A 19,875-nucleotide genomic window follows, 5' to 3' on the forward strand; every position below is an offset into this window, starting at 1 on the left:
CTATGGCCTCAATTCAATAACCGTCTTGCCGATTCTCACGGGGACACCGAGTTCCACAGGCAAAGCACGCGTGAGCTGCTGATCGGCCAGGTAGGTGCCGTTGGTAGAGCCGAGGTCCTCGATGAACCATCGGCTGCCCTGCGGGAACAGTCGTGCATGCCGGCCCGAGGCGTAGTCGTCCTCCAGGACCAAGGTGGCTTCCTGTGCGCGTCCGAGCAGGATCGGGCTCGCTGCCAAGGGAACCGTAGTGCCCTTGAGGGGACCTTCAGTGACAACCAGGTTGCGGGCGTGCTGGATGGCCGGCGGCGGTGAGGCAGCCAGTTCGGGATGCTTGCGGACTTCACGTGCCGTGGGGACTCCGGTGACTGCCTTGCGCCCAATCTGGAAGTCGCGGCGCATGGTGGACACAATGCTGAAGATCAAAATCCACAGCAGCAGGAGGAACCCGAAGCGAAGCGCTGTAATGGTCAGTTCGCTGACATCGTTCACGCGTGGCCACCCGGGGTCTCGGGGAGGAGGCGGAAAATAATCTTGGTACGTCCCATCGTGATGGTTGAGCCGTCTGTTAGCTCCACGCTGCCGTTTACCTTATGTCCGTTGACGTAGCTGCCGTTCGTGGAGCCAAGGTCCACAGCCCATGTGCTGCCGTGTTCGGTGCGCACTTCAAGGTGCTTCCGTGAAACACCGGTGTCGTCCACCAGGATGTCGGCCTCGGAGGAGCGGCCCAGCACCACGCTCGGGGCGTTGAGTGAGTACCGCTGGCCGTTAATGTCCAAAACGGGCTGGAGCCGCGTGGGCTGCCGGACGGGGGCTGCGGGAACATTCGTTCGCGGGGGCTGCGGGGCCGGAGGCGCCTCGCCGGAGGACTTCTCGGTCCGGGAAGCAATTTCGAAATGGCCTGCCCGTTCTTCGTCGTTTCGACGGAACGAGATCCTGACAGCTCCCTGGAGCGTGTAGCCCTGGCTGCGAACGTGTTGGATGACGACGTCGCACAGTTCCTCAGCGAGCGGTGTTCCCCACTCCTGGGCCCGGGCGAAATCCTCATCGCTGAGCAGAACATCGAAAACGTTGGGAGCGAGCGTGCGCCCGGCGGAAATAGTGATGGACTGGTTGTCCAGTTCCCGCCTCAATTTGCTTGCGATCTCCACCGGCTCAACCCGTGCCCGCGACCCTGTGGAGAAGACGTTGCGGACGGCTTTTTCAATGCCGCGCTCGACTTTGTCCAGCAAACCCATATTCCTTCTCCTTTCCTTGCCGCGGCACCTGCTGTGCCTGGTCCGATACTCCTGCTGTTGGTCCGTGTGTGCACACACCAAAGTGAGTGCCGAACGGCCCTTCCACTTCCCGATACTACTGGGACTGACTGGGAATGACCTTAATCCACAACGCCTTATGCCCCGGAAAAGTTCGACTCTGGCCCTTGCTGGCGGGGCTCCCGGGGGTTGAAAAAACCTTGAGTTTCCGCGGATTCATGGGTTTTTCGCTCCATACAAAGGCAGGGCATCCGGCTCGATTGGTGTTTTGCTCCGGATGTCCGTTATGCTTGATCTCGCTGCTTTTGAAGGAAACGAAGCTGGGAGACCAGTGGAAGCCCGGAAAAAGAAGTTGCGCGCGAGTGGCGGAACGGCAGACGCGCTGGCTTCAGGTGCCAGTATCCGAAAGGGTGTGGGGGTTCAAATCCCCCCTCGCGCACGCAAAGGAAAGCCCCCGATCTACGGATCGGGGGCTTTTTTGTTGCCCGCCCGTACCCAACTGAGTAACAGCACATGTCGCAATGAGCACTCATTGCGACGCTTACTGTCACCTAGTTGGGTGGTGGGCCGGGAGGTTAGCCGCGCGCAGAACCTGTGAGCCGGCGTCGTGAGTTGCTGAGGTGGAGGCGCATGGCCGCCGCGGCAGCCAGGGGATCGCTCTCCGCAATGGCTGCGTATATAGAGGAATGCTCGTGGATCACCTGGTCGAAGCGGTCGCGGCTTTCCTGGTCATCTCCGGCGACGAGACGCGGGCGGGGCATGGCGATCATGGTTTGGCCGAGCGCGGTAATGCAGTCCGTATAAAAGGGATTGCCGGAGGCGGCTGCGACGGCACGGTGGAATTCGAAATCCGCCTTCATGGCGTGGGCCGGGTGGGCGACCTTCGCAGTGAACTGTTCCAAGGCCCCGTGGACGGCTTTGAGTTGCCGTTCGCTATGGTTCCTGGCCGCAAGTGCCGCGGCCTCAGTTTCGACGCCGATGCGGAAGTCCAGCATCTGCAGCCGTTCCTCCATGCTGGACACCGGCCGTGTTCCAGGCGCTTGCGTGGGGCCCTCCGCGGGAGGAGTCAGCGCGAAGCTGCCCCGCCCGCGTTCGGTTTCCACAAGGCCCTCGGCCTGCAAACGCGTCAGCGCGGAGCGGACTACAGTCCTGCTCACCCCGAATTCGCCGATGAGCGTGTTTTCGCTGGGGAGCTTCTCACCCGGCTGGATGACGCCGTCGACGATGCGGTTGCGGAGGTCGGCGGCGAGATCCGCAGTCAGGTTTCGGCTCATGGATTCCAGATTACGCGCCGAACTCCACCGATTCGGTGGTCCACGCACGTGCCTGATCGCTCAAGGTGACGCCAAGTCCAGGGCGGTCCGGGACGATCATGCGGCCATTCTTGGTTTCCAATCGTTCCTCGAAGAGCGGGTCCAACCAGTCGAAGTGCTCCACCCAGGGTTCACGCGGGTAGGCGGCCGCCAGATGCAGGTGGATTTCCATGGCGAAATGCGGCGCCAAGCCAAGTCCTCGTTCATCAGCCAAGGCCGCGAGGCGCAGGAACTGGGTGATGCCACCGACGCGCGGGGCGTCAGGCTGGATGATGTCGCAGCTGTTGGCGTTGATGAGGCCCTTGTGTTCGGCGACGGAGGCGAGCATCTCACCCGTGGCGATGGGCGTGTCCAACACCTGAGCGAGGTGTGCGTGGCCTTCGAAGTCGTACGCATCCAGGGGTTCTTCGATCCAGATGAGGTTGAACTCTTCCAGTTGGCGGCCCATGCGCAGGGCGGTTGCGCGGTCCCATTGCTGGTTGGCGTCCACCATGAGCGGCACGTCCCAGCCGATATGCTCGCGGATCCCCGCAACACGGCGGAGGTCTTCCTTGGAATCTGGCAGGCCAACCTTGACCTTGATCCCGCCGATGCCCTCTTCGATTGACTGTGTGGCGCGGGCCTTGACCTCCTCGAGGGTGGCGTTGAGGAAGCCCCCGGAGGTGTTGTAGGTCTGGACGGAGTCGCGGTAGGAGCCCAGGAGCTTGGCCAGGGGGAGCCCTGCGCGCTTGGCTTTGAGGTCGTAGAGCGCAATGTCGACGGCGGCCAACGCCTGTGTTGCCACGCCTGACCTTCCGACGGACGCACCGGCCCACAGGAGCTTGGTGTAGATCTTGCCGATGTCGTTGGGGTCCTCGCCGATGATGCCCTCCGCGACTTCCTTGGCATGGGCGTACTGCGCGGGTCCGCCGGCTCGCTTGGAGTAGCTGAAACCCACGCCGCTGTGGCCCTGTTCGGTTGTTATCTCGGCGAACAGGAAAACAACCTCGGTCATCGGCTTCTGGCGTCCGGTGAAGACTTTGGCATCGCTGATGGGTACGGCAAGGGGCAAACGCGCGGTGGACAGTTTCACGTGCCGGATGAGGTCGACGGTGCTCACGGGGTCTCCTAAGTAGTTTTACTTAGGATACAAGTTAGATACTTGTTCTACAAGAAGTAAGGTCTCCGGAGGAGCCCGCCGTAGGGCCATTTGGCCTGCCGGCGGGCTGATCCGTCAGCCGCGTTCCACCGGGAGCCACAGTTCGCAGCTCGCAGTGCTGAAGTCGGCAGCGCGGTCGAGGACTGCCACAATCGCTGGGCCCGGGCGGAGCCGCCACGGGTTGGAGGGGAACCAATCGGTGGCAGTTGAAGCCCACGTGGACTGAAGAACCTCCGGGTAAGCCCCTTTGGCATGGAACACCGCCCAGATGCCGGCGGGGACCTCAATCGCGTCGAGATCCTGGGGCACGGGTGTCGTTTCGGTGACGGCGACCCCATGAAGGTAGGTCAGCTCGCTGCCCTCCGTATAGTCCGGGTCTACGTCGGCGCTCACCTGGAGAAGGCCAACGGGGTCGGTGTTGCTCAATTCCTTGAGCCGCGCGTGCTCTGTTACTGGCAGTGAGGCGATGTGTGCCTGGATGTGCGGGTTTGGGCCGTTGTGTATAAGCGGTACGCGTGCCGAACGACCGATGAGCTTGAATGCTGGCCGGTCTGCGATGCGAGTGTCCATCGTGGTGTTCCCTTCTACGGTCAGGCGGAACCTGAGCTGCGGTTGTGTGCGAAGGGGGCCGCCGTTCCGGCGCACGTCGCTCGGACCGACGCCGTGTACTGACCGGAATGCCCGGCTAAAAGCCTCCGTGGAGCCGTAGCCATACCGCACCGCGATAGCCAGCAGGTCGCCCGTCCCGAGAACGTCCGTTGCAGCCACGGTCATTCGGCGCCTGCGGACGTACTCGGAGAGCGGCATGCCCGCCAGCGATGAGAACATTCGGCGGAGGTGGTACTCCGTCATGCCGAGCCTGACCGCCAAGTCATCAACAATGATCTCCTCGGTGAGGTGACCATCAATAAAATCGACGAGTTGGTTTAGAGCTGAGATCACGGTTCTCCCTTCAACTACAAGCCTGCTCGTCCGGTGCACCCCGAACCCTACTATCGCGGTCCGATTCGATCGCCGCTCATCTTGCAGCGCACCCCTTTGCCGCTCCTCCGCGGGCATGGAGTGACTGGTTCCGAAGGGTTCCAATTCCTTTGAGCTCGTACACCCCCGCTGTGACAGTTCCCGGTGGGAGTGTTCACCACTTGGCATCAGGGAAGTTCGGTGGGGTGATTTCCACCCCTGCTTCCTTATGGTCTGTGAAGTAGCGCCTGGCTGCTTCGTCGTCCGCGGAAGTCTGGGGTTTCGGTAGGCCCTTCAGTTTGCGCGCCTTCCGTGCTTTCCGTTCATCCCTGGCTCCTTTGAAGCATACATAAGGAGCCGCAGCGAATAAGGGGGTGCAGACCAGGCCGAAGATCATTACGATCCAATTCAGGCTGACGATGGCCGCGATAAGCATGATGAAGCTGCCGACCGCGGCCGGGACCATGATGATCGCAAGGATGAACTGCACCACCAATGAACGTACCGTGTAGTTGCCGCCGTTGGGCAGGGAGCCTCCCATGCCCCACTCATCCCGGGTATAGGCGTACATGCGCTTGTCACCGCCCCATGCGTAGTAGTAAGTGCGTTCCGGTGGAAGGATAAACTCCGGCCTGTCGTTCACAGTTCTTCCAGGGTCACGGTCCAACGTCATGGGGCAATTTCACCTTAATGTGGCGCTTGGTCTGGGTTTGCACGTTAGTCCAAGCCCCTAAATTTAATTCGGGTACCCGACTGCGGCTCTCGCCTTGAGCGAGTCAGCACAATTGGCAGGAGTTGGGTCAGGAACGCCTGAGGTGGAAGGTGGCACCCTTTCTATTCAGCTGCCAGATAGTTACGGTCCCGTCCGAGTGGAGGCCAGGCACAGTCTTCTTGACGTCGAGGACATTGAGTCCTTCGGGAAACTCGCTGCGCGTCCGCAGCATGAATTCCACAGGGAACCTTTCATTCACAGCATTCCTAAGCCGTCGCCGCCTCTTTGCAGTGATGAGCGCTACCACTGCCCACGTGATGTAAGGCAGGAGTACAAGCCAGCCTCCTGGACCGTCATTCCAGAGTTGACCGAAGGCTATACGGCAGACAACGAAGACAAGGGCGGCAACAATAACGGCACGCATCAACTAGCTTCCAACGCGTCCCTCTCCGTTCCTCACGCCACCAGGGGCCGCCGGCACATCCGTCGTGACCACCGGCGTCGAAGCTCGCTTGCCGCCCTGCTGCGCCGCAGTCCCCGCCGCGACCACCAGCGCAATCCCAAAAAGCTGCATCAGCGTGGGCGATTGCGCCAGCACCAGCAACCCGATCAGTACGCCGAACGCAGGCTCAATCGAGAGCAGCGTGCCAAAAGCCGTGTGGGTCATGCGCCGCAAAGCCAGCATCTCCAAACCAAAGGCGATCACCGGAGTAATCAGCGCGATTCCCGCGGCCATCGGCAGGACCCACCACTCAAGCGTGCCACCGAGCACCTGCGGCAATCCAAAAGGCAGGGTGGCCAACGCGGCAACCGGAATGGTGAGCGACAGGCCGCTGATACCCGAGAACCGGTCGCCCACATGCTGCGTCAGCACGTTATAAAGACCCCAGCAAACGCCGGCCGCCAAGGCGAATCCCACTCCAATCAGGTCGATGGTCCCATGCCAAGGTTCGGTCAGCAGTACCACGCCGATGAAGGCCAGCAGCGGCCACACCAGCGCCTTCCGGCGATGGCTCATGATGCCGGCTACTGCGAGGGGGCCGAGGAATTCGATCGCGACGGCGGTCCCCAGCGGGATGCGCTCGACGGCCGCAAGGAAGAACGTGGTCATGAAACCCGTGACCACTCCGAGGGCTATCAACGCCGGAAGATCCCTACGGCGCAAAGAGCGGATGGCCGGCCGGCTGACCATCCACAGGAAGACGACTCCAAAGCACATGCGCAGCCACGCTGTACCTGCCGGACCGACCTGAGCGATCACGGCAACCGACAGGGCGTTGGACAGCTGGATGGCCATCATCGCGGCAACAGCCATGGACCAGGGCGGAAGTCCGCCAATTGCTCCGGACAGGCGGTTACGCATTCGGAGCCTCCGTTCGGTGTCCCGCACCGACACCAGGCTCAAAGACCGCCAAAGTAAAGCGGGCAGGAGATATGCCGGAGTTGGCATATGAATGGGGTACATCGCTGCGGAAGGTGAGGGCGTCGCCAACATTGAGCTCGTAGCTCTCTGCCTCGACCTCTATCCAGAGGACACCTTCCTGGACCTGCAGCAGCTCGCGGGTACCGGCGGAGTGTGCCTCACTCGCGTGAAGCTCCCCTGGTGCCAGCGTCCAGTCCCACAGCTCGACGACGTCGGGAGACTCAGTGCCCGCGACCAGTACGCCGCGGCCCCCTGAGGGGCCGGTCCAGAGCAGCGCCCCTTCACCTGAACGGGTGATTCGGGCAGCCCGGGGTGCCGGCGGTTCGACGAGGGCGGGCAAACCCACTCCCAGGGCGTCACTGATCCGAAGGAGGGTCCCGATGCTCGGATTCACGCCGCCCTGCTCTACGTTGACCAGCATCCTGCGGCTCACGCCGGCGAGTTCAGCCAACCTGTCGAGCGTCCAGTCGCGGCCTTTGCGTTCTTGCTTGACGCGCTCCCCGATAGCGCGCGCCAAACTCTCTGCACTGTCTTCCATATAGTGCAGTATACTGCACTACTTTGGCACCTGCGTGCCAATGGACTCTCAGTTGATGATTTCTGCCCGCTCATCAGCCTGGATTGCAGCAAGCCGCTCCCGCCACATCTCAAGTGCTTCGGGGGTAAGTCGGGTCCAGTCGGTGACTTCTTCAACCACTCTGAGCGGAAAGGTGCTGCGGTAGGAGCGCGTGGGATTGCCGGGGAACTTCTTGTCCGTCACGTTGGGGTCGTTCTCGTAGGGGCCCGTAGGTTCCACGCGATAGACGTGCGGCGCACCTTCGCCGGAAGTCAGTTCGACGGCGAGCTCCGCCGCCAGTCCGGCCCCGTCGCGGAGGGCGGTGAAGTAGATATGGTTCATGACGACGTCGGGCTTGTAGTTCGAGCGATAGCCCGGTGAGAGGATGTCACCCACCCGGACTTCGGCTTTCGTGCCGTGATAAAAAGGGCCTTCATCCAGCGGTTCAGTCATGGACCCAGCCTAGGCAACTTACGCCCGCATCGCTCCAAAACCCGCGATCAGCGCCTCAAGTCCCAGGCTGAAGGCCGTGTCCGTCGGGCGCTCGTGGCCGGCCAAGGACAGCCGGTCGACGGCGGAGGTGAAGTTCGGGACGTCTCCGGCGAGGTCGCCGGCGTCGAAAATGTCCTCCGGCGCGGTGACGTCGTAAGCGGCCCCGAACACGAAGGCTTCCAGCGCCACAATCGCGGAGATGATGCGGTCCTCGGGGAAGCCGGCGTCGCGGAAGCCCGCCGTGACGGCCTCGTACATGGCGAGGGTCTTGGGTGCGTTGGCTACCGGCAGCACCGCGATGATGGGGATCAGGGGAGTGTGTTCTGAGAACACGTCACGGTAGGACCACGCCCAGCGCCTTACGGCAACGTCCCATGGCTCCACTCCAAATGCCGACACGTCCACCATCGCCGCCAGATGGTCTTCCAGCAGCACCAGCACGTCGTCCTTGGAGGACACGTGGTTGTACAGGGCGGACGGTGCCACTCCCAGGGAGCGGGCCAACGCCGCCATGGTGAGTCCGTCGTATCCCTTGCTGCTGATCAAGGTGAGCGCCGCCGTCGTAATGCCGTCCTGGTCCAGGATTGCCGCCGTTGGTCGGCCGGCGCGCCGCCGGGACGTCGCGGAGGGGGCTGGGGTTGGTGCGGGCATCGGGAGCCTTTCTGCTGCCTGTGTCCCCAGCATTATTCCACCGGGTCTTCCCTGTCGCTCACTCAGCCGCTACCATGGTTATAAATGAATGCCATTCATTTATTGGTCAGCCACCAACGGACGGCCACGGAGAGGACATCATGCAGAATCTTGATCGCGACGTTGTGATCGTCGGTGCCGGACCGTCAGGGTTGACGGCGGCGCGCGAATTGAAGAAGGCCGGACTCAGCGTCGCAGTGCTCGAAGCGCGCGACCGCGTGGGCGGCCGCACCTGGACAGACACCATCGACGGCGCCATGCTGGAGATCGGCGGCCAGTGGGTTTCCCCGGACCAGACGGCCCTCATGGACCTGCTGGACGAGCTCGGCCTGAAAATGTACTCGCGCTACCGCGATGGCGAATCCATCTACATCGGCGCAGACGGCAAGGCCACCCGCTACACCGGCGACACCTTCCCGGTCAACGAGACAACCAAGGCCGAAATGGACAAGCTTGTCGCCATCCTGGATGAGCTCGCTGCGGAGATCGGGCCCACCGAACCCTGGGCGCACCCCAAGGCCCGTGAGCTGGACACCATCTCCTTCCACCACTGGCTCCGCCAGAACTCGAACGACGAAGAAGCCTGCAACAACATCGGCCTCTTCATCGCCGGCGGCATGCTCACCAAGCCCGCCCACGCCTTCTCGGCCCTGCAGGCCATCCTCATGGCGGCGTCGGCCGGCTCCTTCACGCACCTGACGGATGAGGACTTCATCCTGGACAAGCGCGTGATCGGCGGCATGCAGCAGGTTTCGCTGCTGCAGGCAGCAGAGCTGGGTTCCGACGTCGTCCTCAACAGCCCGGTCCGCACCATCAACTGGGAAGGAAACAACGTCACCGTCGTTTCCGACGGCGCCACCGTGAACGCCCGCTACGTGATCATGGCAGTTCCGCCGAACCTGTACTCCCGCGTTTCGTTCAACCCGCCGCTGCCGCGCCGCCAGCACCAGATGCACCAGCACCAGTCGTTGGGCCTGGTCATCAAGGTGCACGCCGTCTACGAGACGCCGTTCTGGCGCGAAGACGGACTGTCCGGCACGGGCTTCAGCGCCGGTGCGCTGGTCCAGGAGGTCTACGACAACACCAACCACGGCGACACCCGCGGCACCTTGGTGGGCTTCGTGTCCGACGAAAAGGCCGACGCCGTATTCGAGCTCAGCGCCGAAGACCGCAAGAAAGCCATCCTGGAATCCATCGCCGGCTTCCTGGGTGACAAGGCACTGACCCCCGAGGTCTACTACGAGTCCGACTGGGGCTCCGAAGAGTGGACCCGCGGCGCCTACGCCTCCAGCTACGACCTCGGCGGCCTGCACCGCTACGGCAAGGACCAGCACGCCAACGTCGGCCCGATCTACTGGTCCTCGTCGGACCTCGCGGCTGAGGGTTACCAGCACGTCGATGGCGCGGTCCGCATGGGCCAGGCCACCGCAGCACGCATCGTCGAAGCCAACAAGCTGGCTTCGGTAGCGGTCTAAGCCCCGCGGAAGACCGCAAAACCAGTTACCGGCAGTCCGGGGGAAGTGCCGTCCCCGGACTGCCGGCAGCACTGTTTAAGGAGAATCATGCGATACGTCGTCGGCTACACCGCCAACGCCAGGGGTCGCGATGCCGTCCACCTCGCCATTGCGATGGCCCGCGGACAGGACGCCAGCCTGGACCTGGTCCTCGTGGTCCCGGAGGACTCGCCGTACAACGCCGTTTACCCGCCTGAGCCCGGCTACGACTCGATCCTCAACGAGCAAGCCCGGCAGTGGCTCGACGACGGCCTCGCCCTGGTCCCGGCCGACGTCGCCGCCCGCGCGCACATCCGCCGCGGAGACTCGGAAGCGCAGGCACTCATTGATGCGGCTGTGGAGTTCGATGCTGCCGCGCTGGTCATTGGCGCCACCAACAACGGCCTCCTCAAGCGGTTCACCATTGGTTCAGTGGCCAGTTCACTGCTCCACTCTTCACCGGTTCCGGTTGCCCTGGCGCCCCACGGCTACCACCGGACGGAAGGCATCACCCGGCTCAGCTGTGGTTTCGGCGCCCGGCCCGGTGCCGATGAACTCCTTGACGTCGCCGTCGAGTCAGCGCGCGACCGCCACCTTCCGTTGCGTCTCGTCTCCTTGTTGGCGCTCGACGGCGGTAACTCGCCCGGGCTCGCCGACGCGGCCTGGGTGCATGCCGCCGACCGTCTTGCCGCCGTCGGGGATTCCACCGCCGGTTCCGGTCCGGACGCCGGGACCGAACCCGAAATCGTCGTCGCGCAAGGCCGCACGATCGAGGAGGCCGTGGACCGCCTCGACTGGGAAGACGGCGAAATCCTTCTCATCGGCTCCAGCCGCCTGGCGCAGCACCGCGCCACCTTCCTGGGCACCACCGCAAACCGGATCCTGCGTGCCCTGCCAGTTCCAATGATCGTGGTTCCCCGCGACTACACGCGACAGCGCTCCTAGCCGTCGCCCGAGAGGCAATACCCATGTCAACTGCACCAAAGACGGTCCAGTCGAAAGATTCGGCCCTGAGTGAGAAGGGCCTGAAAGCCGGATCGGTGGGCCTCATCGGCGCCGTCGTGATCGGCGTTTCCTGCATCGCGCCGGCCTATACGCTGACTGCCGCGCTTGGTCCCACCGTATCCGAGGTGGGTGTCCACCTTCCCGCGATCTTCCTGGTGGGCTTCATCCCGATGCTGCTGGTGGCGCTCGGCTACCGCGAACTCAACAACGCAATGCCCGACGCCGGAACCTCCTTCACGTGGGCGACGCGCGCCTTTGGACCGTGGATCGGTTGGATGGGTGGGTGGGGGCTCATCGCAGCCACGATCATTGTGCTGTCCAACCTGGCCGCGGTTGCAGTGGACTTCTTCTACCTGATGCTCGGTCAGGTCTTCAACGATCCGTCACTTGCGGAGCTGAGCAAGATCCTGCCCCTGAACATTGCCACAACGCTGGTGTTCATTGCGGTGGCTTGCTGGATTTCGTACCGGGGCATGGAGACCACCAAGGGCGTGCAGTACGTGCTGGTGGCATTCCAGTTGCTGGTGCTTGGGTGGTTCGCTGTTTCGGCGTTTTCGCATGTAGCCAACGGCACGGCCTTCGACGCCACCGCCATCTCGCCCGACTGGTTCAACCCCTTTGCGGTGGACTCCTTCACGACCTTCACCGCCGGCGTTTCCCTCTCCATCTTCATTTACTGGGGCTGGGACGTGACGCTGACCATGAACGAGGAAACCCGCAATCCCGAAAAGACGCCCGGCCGCGCTGCAACCGTGACCGTGCTGGTGATCGTGATCATCTACATGACTGTTGCGTTGGCAACCTTGTCCTTCGCCGGCGTGGGGGACACTGGCCTGGGTACGGGCAACCCTGAGAACCAGTCGAGCATCTTCGCTGTCCTCGCTGGTCCGGTGATGGGTCCGTTCGCCATTTTGATGTCTTTGGCAATCCTGAGCAGTTCGGCTGCGTCCCTGCAGTCGACGTTCGTTTCTCCCGCCCGGACGCTGTTGGCGATGGGCCACTACAAGGCCATCTCGCCCAAGTTCGGCCGGATCAGCCCCACGTACAAGTCCCCGAGCACCGCCACCATTGCCGCGGCCATCGCAGCTGCGGGCTTCTACGTGATCACCCGGACCGTGTCCGAGAATGCCCTCTGGGACACCATCACCGCCCTGGGCATGATGATCTGCTTCTACTACGGCATCACCGCGCTGGCCTGCGTTTGGTACTTCCGGGCCGCGGCGTTCAGCAGTGTCCGCTCCTTCTTCTTCAAGTTCCTGGCGCCCTTGCTGGGCGGCGTGATCCTGCTGGTTATGTTCGTGAAGACTGCCGTTGATTCCCTGGACCCTGCTTATGGTTCGGGCTCTTCGGTGGGCGGCATCGGCCTGGTGTTCATCCTGGGAATGGGCGTGATCCTGCTGGGCGTGGTGGTGATGCTGGTGATGTACCGGGTGCGGCCCGAGTTCTTCAGGAATTTCTCGCGCCGAGTTGGCATTGGATGACAATGTTGCGCGGCGGGATTGTCATTAAGTGTCATCTCGGCGAGGGGAGGGCAGCTGTGGGGACGCCTGCGGCACGCTCCGCTTCGGTTAACGCTTGGGCGAGGCGTTCGACGGCGGCCCTGTAGTCGGTCCCGGCGGTCACCTTGCAGTACTCGGCCTCCCGCATGGCCCTCGTCAGCGCAGCCGTTTCCTGGGTCCGCACGTCTGTCATGGCCGGAAAATCGATGGTCTGCGCCGGATCCAGTTCGTAGCGCTGCCATTGGGCCAGGATGCTTTGGTGCCGTGCGGCGTCGTCGGCAAAACCAGCACGACGCCGGGGCTCGGCTGCGTGGGTCCGCTCGACTTTCCGGGCGGCCGCCAAGGTTCCTGCCGCCGTCGTTGCTGCCAGGGCGACCATCACCAATCCGGCGGGCGGCCACAGCACAGTGGGAAGCAGAACGGCGGGCGCAATCACCGTAAATCCCGCGAACAGATCCCAGAAGACCGTGTCCGGCTCAGGCCCGCGACCATAGGTGAGTTTTCTGCGCAGGATGTATGTTGTTGCCGCGGTTGCAAGAACCAAGGCAACGCCCCACAGGAGCATCATGGCGGGCATCGGACCACCTCCAGGCGAATTCGCTGCTTTGAATTCAGTATGCGCCGGGGGATGCGGGGATGCGAGAGTGGTTGAGTCCCCGGCAAATCAGGTAGTGAACTCTCGGTAGACTCGATGTCAGCAGGCAAGAGACTGCTGCATCGTTAAAAACGAAAGACCCGAGTGCAATCGGGTCTTTGTTCAGCGCGATGCGCTCTTTGGTGCGATTTCAAGGACATACCCTTGACTCTCACACTTCAAGAGTATGCCCCTCCGCGCACGCTGTGCAAACATGCGCGGTCGCACCCTGTCCTCAGTGAGGGGGTGCACCATGTCTCGACGACGTCAACGTCCCGAGCATTGAGGCCGCCTGAACCTGTGGGTCAACATCGCACGCTTTGCGTGGGAGATTGTCCGCTCGTTCTGGCACCTGAAACCCTGATGGGTTGGCGACGGCCGCGGGACTACCCGCGGCCGTCGTCGCGTGCGTTTTGACCGTCAGTGCCGGGGCGTAGCCTTGGCACCATGAGACTGAAAATGTGCAGCATCCACGTCAAGGACCCGGCAACAGCCCACACGTTCTACACGGAAACGTTGGGCTTCGAAACCCTGATGGCCATGCCTGAGTACAACCTCTTCATCATCAAGGATCCCGGCGCAGGCCCGAACGCCACAGGGCTGCTCCTGGAACCAAGCGACAACCCCATCGGTGCAAACTATATGAATGCCGTCTATGAGGCCGGCATGCCTGCGGTTGTCCTGGGCGTGCCCGACGTCCAGGCGGAGTACGAGCGGTTGCTGGCTGCGGGCGTGAGGTTCAAGGGCGAGCCGGCAGAGGATCCGTCGGGCATCAGCGCAGTTTTCGACGACGGCTGCGGCAATTACGTCCAGCTGCACCAAGACTAGTTAAACAGCTATGGCCGGGACACAGGTCCCGGCCATAGGTGGATCAAACCTTATGCGCGGTCGCGCTTTGTTCCCTTGGGAGCCTCGCGTTTGGCCGCGGCGTTCTCCCGGGCTTCCTTTGTCGCGGCCTTTTTGTGGGCCTCGTCTTTCACTCGCTGGGCCTCGGAACGGACTGCGGCGTGGGTGGCGCGTTCGGTGACCAGCCACTGCGGGGGCGTTTGCAGCAACTCGGTGATTTCCGCCGTCGTGAGTGCTTCCTCGACGCCGCCGCGGGCGAGGCCGCTGATGGAGATGTTGAGTTTTTGCGCAACTACCGGGCGCGGGTGCGGGCCGTTGCGGCGCAGTTCGGCAAGCCACTCCGGCGGGTTGGACTGAAGTTCGTTGAATTCCTCGCGGGAGATGGACGAATCCTGGAACTCCTGGGGTGTAGCGGGCAGGTAGATGCCGAGTTTCTTGGCGACTGTTGCCGGCTTCATGGACTGGGAGTTCGAGGACGTCATACTTCAAGGGTATCTGGCCGGTACTGTGAGTGTGTGCCAGATGCTGAAGAATCCACGGAAACTCCCGAGTCCCAACCCGCGCTTCGCTTCGCGTACGTCGCCGGCGTGACTCCCGGGAAATGGATCCGCCGCTGGGAAGAGCGGATGCCTGAAGTTCCGCTGCACTCCTTCATGTCCGACGACGACGCGCAGCTTTCGGTGTTGCGGGACGGTTCCGCTGACCTCAGCTTTGTTCGGTTGCCCGTGGACCGGGAAGGCCTGAACGTCATCCCCTTGTATGAAGAGCAGCCCGTGGTGGTCGCACCCAAGGGCCACGAGGTCTCAGTGTTCGAGGAAGTGGCACTGGAGGACCTGGCCGAGGAAAATTTCCTGGACATCGCGGAAATGGGCGGCCCGGACATGGCCCTGCAGGTTGTTGCTTCCGGCGCCGGACTCGTGATCATGCCCATGTCGGTTGCCAGGCACCTGAATGCCAAGGACACGGTCATGCGCCGGCTGACGGGAGCCCCTGGAACCCAGATCGGCTTGGCTTGGCTCGTGGGAACAGACAGCCCGGTGATCGAGGAGTTCATTGGGATTGTGCGTGGCCGGACAGCGCAGAGTTCACGCCAACCGTCTGCCCAGCAGGAGAAGCCCAAGAAGGCGCCCAAGCCTGATCGCAGGGGTTCGGGTGCGAAAAAGCCTGCAGTTGCCCAGCGCTACGCCCCGAATCCGGACAAAGGACGCGGCCGCGGTTCGCGAAAGAAGGGCAAGCGCTGACTACTCGCCGTGGATGGCGGCCTGCTGCTGCTCTGAACGGTTGAGATAGGCAAGGAGCAGGTCGCCCGCGCGCTCCAGTTCGCCGGCCTCCAGCGCTGCGCAGATCTGCTCATTTTCAGCGAGCCAGTCGCTGTAGAAGTGCGCATTGACGGTGGCTTTGTGGAAGTACAGCCTCATCTCAGCCAGGATCTGGGCCATGATCGTGTTCAGGCGGTTGCTCTCTGCCAAAGCCACGATTGCCCCGTGAAAGTGCTGGTTGGCGCTGCCCAGTCCTTCATTGTCATCGGCGGCCGCCGCACGCTTTCCCTCGTCGACGGCGGCCCTGACGGCGGCTATGCGCTCCGGCGAACCTCCCGCACGGATGGAACTGACCTCGATGGCGCGACGGACGGTGTAGACATCGTGGATGTCACCTGCCTCGAGGGTGGCTACGAACACGCCCTTGTTTGGCTGACGGAGTAGAAGGCGTTCCGCGGCGAGCTCGGCAAAGGCTTCCCGGACGGTGTTCCGGGAGACGCCAAGATCCTCGGCAATTGTGGCTTCCGTGAGTTTGGCGCCGGGAACAAGGAAGCCCTCTGCAAGCTGATAACGCAGTTCCTCCGCCACGCGTTCGGCCACGGAGGGGACCCTGAGCCGCATCCGTGCGCGGGCACCGTCCAGGCCGGGATGTTCGCTTGATTCCTGATCTGCTCCGGCCATAGTCACAAAATTACACGATCGCCGAAAATAAGGATCGCCGGATTGTTGAACAATCCAGCGATTTGGTGCATGCTGGATGTAACGCGCATCACGAGGCAGGGATCACACCATGGCAACCATCGACCTGAACAGCGACGTCGGAGAGTCATTCGGACGCTGGACACTTGGCGACGATGCCGCCATGTTCCAATCCGTCTCCAGTGCCAACGTTGCTTGTGGATTCCACGCCGGCGACCCCAGCGTTATCCGCAGCACCTGCGCCAAGGCGGTCCAGGCCGGCGTCGTAATTGGCGCCCACGTCGGGTATCGCGATCTCGCGGGATTCGGCCGCCGCTTCATGGATATGGACCCTGTGGAGTTGGCCGACGACGTGGTGTACCAGATCGGCGCGCTGCAGGCTCTGGCAGCTCTTTCCGGTGGCCGGGTGCAGTACGTGAAACCCCACGGTGGTCTGTACAACGCGATAGTCAAGCACACGGCCCAAGCGCGCGCAGTGGTGGATGCCGTGAAATCGGTAGACCCCAACCTTCCGATTCTCGGCCTGCCCGGCTCTGAAGTTCTGCGATTGGCTGAGGAAGCAGGCCTTCGAGGCATTTCCGAAGCATTCGCGGACCGCGCCTATACCCCGGAAGGAACGCTCGTCCCGCGCTCCCAGCCCGGGGCCGTCCTGCACAACCCCGACGAAGTGGCCGAACACGTCCTGCGAATGGCCACTGAACAATCCGTCAAGGCAATCGACGGTTCCATCCTCAAAATCACCGCAGAGAGCATCTGCGTGCACGGTGACTCACCCGGAGCAGTTGCAATGGCTGCCGCCGTGAAGTCCGCACTGGGCGAGGCCGGCGTAACCGTCGGCTCGTTCCTCTAACCCGTTCCAACCGGACTCCGCACCACCTCATCCCCCCGGAGGGCATCATGACCAGCACCAACAACGCAGCAAAGGCAGTGACGAGGAAGCCGCCGCCCGGCGCACTCAAGGCCTACATTGCCAGCCTCACCGGTACATCGCTGGAGTACTACGACTTTGCGATCTACTCTGTGGCCTCAGCACTGGTATTCCCCAAGATCTTCTTCCCCGGCAACGACGAATTCGTGGCGCTGCTGCTGTCCTTCTCGGCGTTTGCCGTGGGCTACTTGGCCCGCCCGATTGGCGGCATCATCTTCGGCCGGCTCGGCGACAAGATCGGCCGCAAATACGTCCTCGTTTTCACCTTGGTGCTGATCGGTGTGGCCACAGTTCTCATTGGTGCGCTGCCCGACTACTCGGTGATTGGCGTCGCGGCCCCCACCATCCTGGTTCTTTTGCGGCTTGCGCAGGGCATTGGCGTTGGCGGCGAATGGGGCGGCGCGGTTCTGCTGTCCAGCGAATTCGGCGACCCCAACAAGCGTGGCTTCTGGTCATCTGCGGCCCAGATCGGCCCACCCGCAGGTAACCTCATGGCCAACGGTGTGCTTGCCGTGCTGGCCGCGTCGCTCAGCAACGAAGCCTTCCTCTCCTGGGGATGGCGCGTAGCGTTCCTTGCCTCCGCGCTCCTTGTGGTCTTCGGCCTGCTTATCCGGCTCAAGCTCGAAGAAACGCCCGTCTTCAAGGCCATCCAGGCCCAAGGCGACCGCCCCAAGGCCCCCATCAAGGAAGTCTTCACGCAGCAGCCCAAGGCCCTGGTCGCGGCAGCCCTCTCCCGTGTATGCCCGGACATCCTGTATGCGCTGTTTACGGTCTTCGTCGCCGTTTACGCCACCAAGGAACTGGGGATGACCACCGGAAACGTCCTGTCCGCGATCCTGATCGGCTCGGCCTTCCAGCTGGTCCTCATTCCAGCCGCGGGCGCCTTGACCGACCGGTTCAACCGCCGCTGGGTGTACGGCATCGCCGCAGCAGCTACAGCTGCCTACATCCCGCTGTTCTTCCTGATGATCCAGGGCAAGTCAGTCCTCATGCTTACGATCGGCACAGTGATTGGCCTGGCATTGCATGCCTTCATGTACGGGCCCCAGGCTGCATTCATCACTGAGCAGTTCCCCGCGAGACTCCGTTACGCCGGCAGTTCCCTGGCTTACACCCTGGCGGGCGTGATCGGTGGAGCAGTGGCACCCATTATCTTCACCGCGCTCTACGGTGCAGCCAACCATGGCTGGTACCTGATTGCCCTCTACATCCTGGTTGCAGCCGTGGTCACGATCGTCGGCATGCTGATGGGTCGCGATCCCCAGCCTGAAGAAGAAGAGCGCTTGCTGCAGACTGCCAACACTCAGCCGGCGGCATAGTCAAAGATGGAAACCGCAATGCACACCACCACTGCAAAAAGGGTCCGCTCCGTCAGGCCAGTTGGCACCCGGGCCGTCTTGGCCGAGCTGGATGGCCTGCAGGACGTGCTTGCTTTGCAGGACATGCTGTACAAGTCCCCGTTGCCGGGGCAGGTGGACGTCCTTGCTGCGGCGGAAACGGTCATGGTGGTGGGCGAGTCAGCGTCCGCAACCCGAGCCATCGGGGCACGGCTCCTGCAGCTCGAGCTCAACGTTCCGGAAGTTACTGATTCGGGCTTGGTGGTCATCGACACCGTGTACGACGGCGAGGACCTCGCCGATGTCGCGGAGCTGACCGGACTGAGCATCGACGGCGTGGTTGCGGCGCACACAGGGCAGATCTGGACGGTTGCCTTCGCTGGCTTCGCGCCCGGCTTCGGGTACATGGTGGGCGAAAACGAAGCCCTCACCGTGCCCCGCCGCTCGTCACCGCGCACGGCAGTTCCCGCGGGCTCCGTGGCCCTCGGCGGTCAGTATTCCGCCGTCTACCCTCGACGCTCGCCGGGTGGATGGCAGCTTATCGGCAGGACAGGGGCTCATATGTGGGACCTGGACCGTCCCCAGCCGGCACTTGTCCGGCCCGGAGACCGCGTACAGTACCGGGCTGTTCGCGAGGTCGTGACCACCGCGGCCCACGACTCCAAGGCCGACCCGGACCACCACGCGGGCCCTGGGCTTAAGATCCTCAATCCCGGCGCTCAAAGCCTCATCCAGGACCTGGGTCGGCGTGGCTTCGGTCCCCTCGGTGTTTCCGCTGCGGGTGCCCTGGACAGGGCTTCGCTGCGCAGGGCCAACCGCCTGGTGGGCAACGCGCCATCGGCCGCGGCCATTGAGTCCGTCAACGGCGGGCTGACGGTGGAAGCTGTCGGAGACCAAGTACTTGCCGTGACCGGTGCGCCGACAACGCTGACCGTTGAGTCGCCGTCGTGGGTTGAATCCGACGACGACGGCGACGTCCAGCCAGGTGCCCAGCGTATAGTCCCGGTGGCCGCACCTTTCGCGCTGCTCGACGGTGAGGTGCTTACTGTGGGCGCTCCCGAAGCGGGGTTCCGGAACTATGTGGCGATCCGGGGCGGCGTGGATGTGCCCGAGGTTCTCGGGAGCCGTTCGGCAGACACCATGTCCGGAATTGGGCCCGCGCCTTTGGTTGTGGGCCAGAAAATCCCGGCCGGCCACGCAACCGAATCAACCGCCGTCGGCAGCCCCGAGCTGCAACCGGACTTCCCCGGTGATGGCGTTACCGTGCTCGACGTCGTTCCCGGTCCCCGTGCCGACTGGTTCGACCAATCCGCCCTCGACTCCCTGACGGGGCAGGACTGGCTGGTGACCCCGGCGTCGAACCGCGTGGGTATGCGTTTGGACGGCACCCCGCTCAAGCGCACACGCGAGGGCGAGTTGCCCAGCGAGGGAACCATGGCCGGCGCTCTCCAGATCCCGCCCGCGGGATTGCCCGTGCTTTTCCTTGCCGACCATCCCATCACAGGCGGTTATCCGGTGATCGGAGTCGTGAAGGACGAACACCTGGACTTGGCGGCGCAGGTCCCTATCGGCGGCCGGATCCGTTTCCGGCTCGTCCCCGAAACACCAGACTTCAGCAAGAACCCAGAGAAGTGAGTA

General features: G+C 63.1%; 21 protein-coding genes and 1 tRNA gene. 9 read left to right on the top strand and 13 right to left on the bottom strand.

Features of this window, described 5'->3' with window-relative positions; genetic code table 11:
- Positions 1–489, bottom strand: coding sequence for an FHA domain-containing protein (locus ACFUOZ_RS08585; protein WP_363932387.1), 489 nt, complete (start codon positions 487–489; stop codon positions 1–3).
- Positions 486–1,235 carry an FhaA domain-containing protein gene (locus tag ACFUOZ_RS08590; RefSeq protein ID WP_377546791.1) on the bottom strand — a complete coding sequence of 250 codons (750 nt, stop codon included), beginning with the start codon at positions 1,233–1,235 and terminating at the stop codon, positions 486–488. Before ACFUOZ_RS08590 ends, ACFUOZ_RS08585 begins: the two co-directional genes overlap by 4 nt.
- A gap of 374 nt (positions 1,236–1,609) precedes the next feature.
- On the opposite strand from ACFUOZ_RS08590, the gene ACFUOZ_RS08595 reads away from it, so the two are divergent.
- A tRNA-Leu gene (locus ACFUOZ_RS08595) sits at positions 1,610–1,692 on the top strand.
- Positions 1,693–1,828: 136 nt separating this feature from the next.
- Here the strand turns inward: ACFUOZ_RS08595 and ACFUOZ_RS08600 are convergent.
- The 8 genes from ACFUOZ_RS08600 to ACFUOZ_RS08635 all read right to left on the bottom strand — a co-directional run bounded on the left by ACFUOZ_RS08600 (position 1,829) and on the right by ACFUOZ_RS08635 (position 8,531).
- Positions 1,829–2,527 (bottom strand): FadR/GntR family transcriptional regulator, encoded by a 699-nt coding sequence (locus tag ACFUOZ_RS08600; RefSeq protein ID WP_377546794.1) that lies wholly within the window; start codon positions 2,525–2,527, stop codon positions 1,829–1,831.
- A 10-nt stretch (positions 2,528–2,537) separates the two neighbouring features.
- Positions 2,538–3,665 carry a mandelate racemase/muconate lactonizing enzyme family protein gene (locus ACFUOZ_RS08605; protein WP_377546797.1) on the bottom strand — a complete coding sequence of 376 codons (1,128 nt, stop codon included), beginning with the start codon at positions 3,663–3,665 and terminating at the stop codon, positions 2,538–2,540.
- A gap of 114 nt (positions 3,666–3,779) precedes the next feature.
- On the bottom strand, positions 3,780–4,646 hold the full coding sequence (locus ACFUOZ_RS08610; protein ID WP_377546800.1) for a GyrI-like domain-containing protein: 867 nt from the start codon (positions 4,644–4,646) through the stop codon (positions 3,780–3,782).
- A 193-nt stretch (positions 4,647–4,839) separates the two neighbouring features.
- Positions 4,840–5,337, bottom strand: a complete 498-nt coding sequence (locus tag ACFUOZ_RS08615; protein ID WP_377546802.1) for a hypothetical protein — start codon at positions 5,335–5,337, stop codon at positions 4,840–4,842.
- A gap of 466 nt (positions 5,338–5,803) precedes the next feature.
- Complete coding sequence (locus ACFUOZ_RS08620) at positions 5,804–6,739, bottom strand: DMT family transporter (RefSeq protein ID WP_377546804.1); 936 nt, start codon at positions 6,737–6,739, stop codon at positions 5,804–5,806.
- Positions 6,732–7,337, bottom strand: coding sequence for a helix-turn-helix domain-containing protein (locus ACFUOZ_RS08625; protein WP_377546806.1), 606 nt, complete (start codon positions 7,335–7,337; stop codon positions 6,732–6,734). The genes ACFUOZ_RS08620 and ACFUOZ_RS08625 overlap by 8 nt, the downstream gene beginning before the upstream one ends.
- Positions 7,338–7,385: 48 nt before the next feature.
- On the bottom strand, positions 7,386–7,808 hold the full coding sequence (gene arr / locus ACFUOZ_RS08630; protein ID WP_377546809.1) for an NAD(+)--rifampin ADP-ribosyltransferase: 423 nt from the start codon (positions 7,806–7,808) through the stop codon (positions 7,386–7,388).
- An 18-nt stretch (positions 7,809–7,826) separates the two neighbouring features.
- Positions 7,827–8,531, bottom strand: a complete 705-nt coding sequence (locus ACFUOZ_RS08635) for a TetR/AcrR family transcriptional regulator (protein ID WP_377546811.1) — start codon at positions 8,529–8,531, stop codon at positions 7,827–7,829.
- A gap of 107 nt (positions 8,532–8,638) precedes the next feature.
- Between ACFUOZ_RS08635 and ACFUOZ_RS08640 the strand changes: the two genes are divergently transcribed.
- The 3 genes from ACFUOZ_RS08640 to ACFUOZ_RS08650 all read left to right on the top strand — a co-directional run bounded on the left by ACFUOZ_RS08640 (position 8,639) and on the right by ACFUOZ_RS08650 (position 12,516).
- The gene (locus tag ACFUOZ_RS08640; RefSeq protein WP_377546813.1) at positions 8,639–10,012 is read left to right on the top strand and encodes a flavin monoamine oxidase family protein; all 1,374 of its coding nucleotides are present in this window, start codon (positions 8,639–8,641) and stop codon (positions 10,010–10,012) included.
- Between the two features lie 87 nt (positions 10,013–10,099).
- On the top strand, positions 10,100–10,975 hold the full coding sequence (locus ACFUOZ_RS08645) for a universal stress protein (protein ID WP_377546815.1): 876 nt from the start codon (positions 10,100–10,102) through the stop codon (positions 10,973–10,975).
- 23 nt (positions 10,976–10,998) lie between these two features.
- Positions 10,999–12,516, top strand: coding sequence for an APC family permease (locus ACFUOZ_RS08650; RefSeq protein ID WP_377546817.1), 1,518 nt, complete (start codon positions 10,999–11,001; stop codon positions 12,514–12,516).
- 31 nt (positions 12,517–12,547) lie between these two features.
- On the opposite strand, the gene ACFUOZ_RS08655 is transcribed toward ACFUOZ_RS08650, so the two are convergent.
- The gene (locus tag ACFUOZ_RS08655; protein ID WP_377546819.1) at positions 12,548–13,111 is read right to left on the bottom strand and encodes a hypothetical protein; all 564 of its coding nucleotides are present in this window, start codon (positions 13,109–13,111) and stop codon (positions 12,548–12,550) included.
- A gap of 504 nt (positions 13,112–13,615) precedes the next feature.
- On the opposite strand from ACFUOZ_RS08655, the gene ACFUOZ_RS08660 reads away from it, so the two are divergent.
- Positions 13,616–13,996: a VOC family protein gene (locus ACFUOZ_RS08660; RefSeq protein ID WP_377546822.1), complete on the top strand. Its 381-nt coding sequence runs from the start codon at positions 13,616–13,618 to the stop codon at positions 13,994–13,996.
- Between the two features lie 50 nt (positions 13,997–14,046).
- Here ACFUOZ_RS08660 and ACFUOZ_RS08665 read toward each other — a convergent pair whose 3' ends face one another.
- Positions 14,047–14,496: a DUF5997 family protein gene (locus tag ACFUOZ_RS08665; protein ID WP_377546824.1), complete on the bottom strand. Its 450-nt coding sequence runs from the start codon at positions 14,494–14,496 to the stop codon at positions 14,047–14,049.
- A 33-nt stretch (positions 14,497–14,529) separates the two neighbouring features.
- Here ACFUOZ_RS08665 and ACFUOZ_RS08670 point away from each other — a divergent pair, with 33 nt between their 5' ends.
- Positions 14,530–15,255, top strand: coding sequence for a LysR family transcriptional regulator substrate-binding protein (locus tag ACFUOZ_RS08670; protein WP_377546826.1), 726 nt, complete (start codon positions 14,530–14,532; stop codon positions 15,253–15,255).
- Here ACFUOZ_RS08670 and ACFUOZ_RS08675 read toward each other — a convergent pair whose 3' ends face one another.
- Complete coding sequence (locus tag ACFUOZ_RS08675; protein ID WP_144660141.1) at positions 15,256–15,954, bottom strand: GntR family transcriptional regulator; 699 nt, start codon at positions 15,952–15,954, stop codon at positions 15,256–15,258. It abuts the gene before it with no gap.
- A gap of 109 nt (positions 15,955–16,063) precedes the next feature.
- On the opposite strand from ACFUOZ_RS08675, the gene ACFUOZ_RS08680 reads away from it, so the two are divergent.
- Genes ACFUOZ_RS08680 through ACFUOZ_RS08690 form a run of 3 tightly spaced genes read left to right on the top strand, consistent with a single transcriptional unit; the run spans position 16,064 to position 19,872 of the window.
- Positions 16,064–16,822 (top strand): LamB/YcsF family protein, encoded by a 759-nt coding sequence (locus ACFUOZ_RS08680; RefSeq protein ID WP_377546828.1) that lies wholly within the window; start codon positions 16,064–16,066, stop codon positions 16,820–16,822.
- Positions 16,823–16,869: 47 nt separating this feature from the next.
- Positions 16,870–18,219, top strand: coding sequence for an MFS transporter (locus tag ACFUOZ_RS08685; RefSeq protein ID WP_377546830.1), 1,350 nt, complete (start codon positions 16,870–16,872; stop codon positions 18,217–18,219).
- Positions 18,220–18,225: 6 nt separating this feature from the next.
- Positions 18,226–19,872, top strand: coding sequence for a 5-oxoprolinase/urea amidolyase family protein (locus tag ACFUOZ_RS08690; protein ID WP_377546832.1), 1,647 nt, complete (start codon positions 18,226–18,228; stop codon positions 19,870–19,872).
- The last annotated feature ends 3 nt before the right edge of the window (positions 19,873–19,875 follow it).

Origin of the sequence: Paenarthrobacter sp. NPDC057355 (genome assembly GCF_042667405.1) — a bacterium.
Lineage (GTDB): Bacteria > Actinomycetota > Actinomycetes > Actinomycetales > Micrococcaceae > Arthrobacter.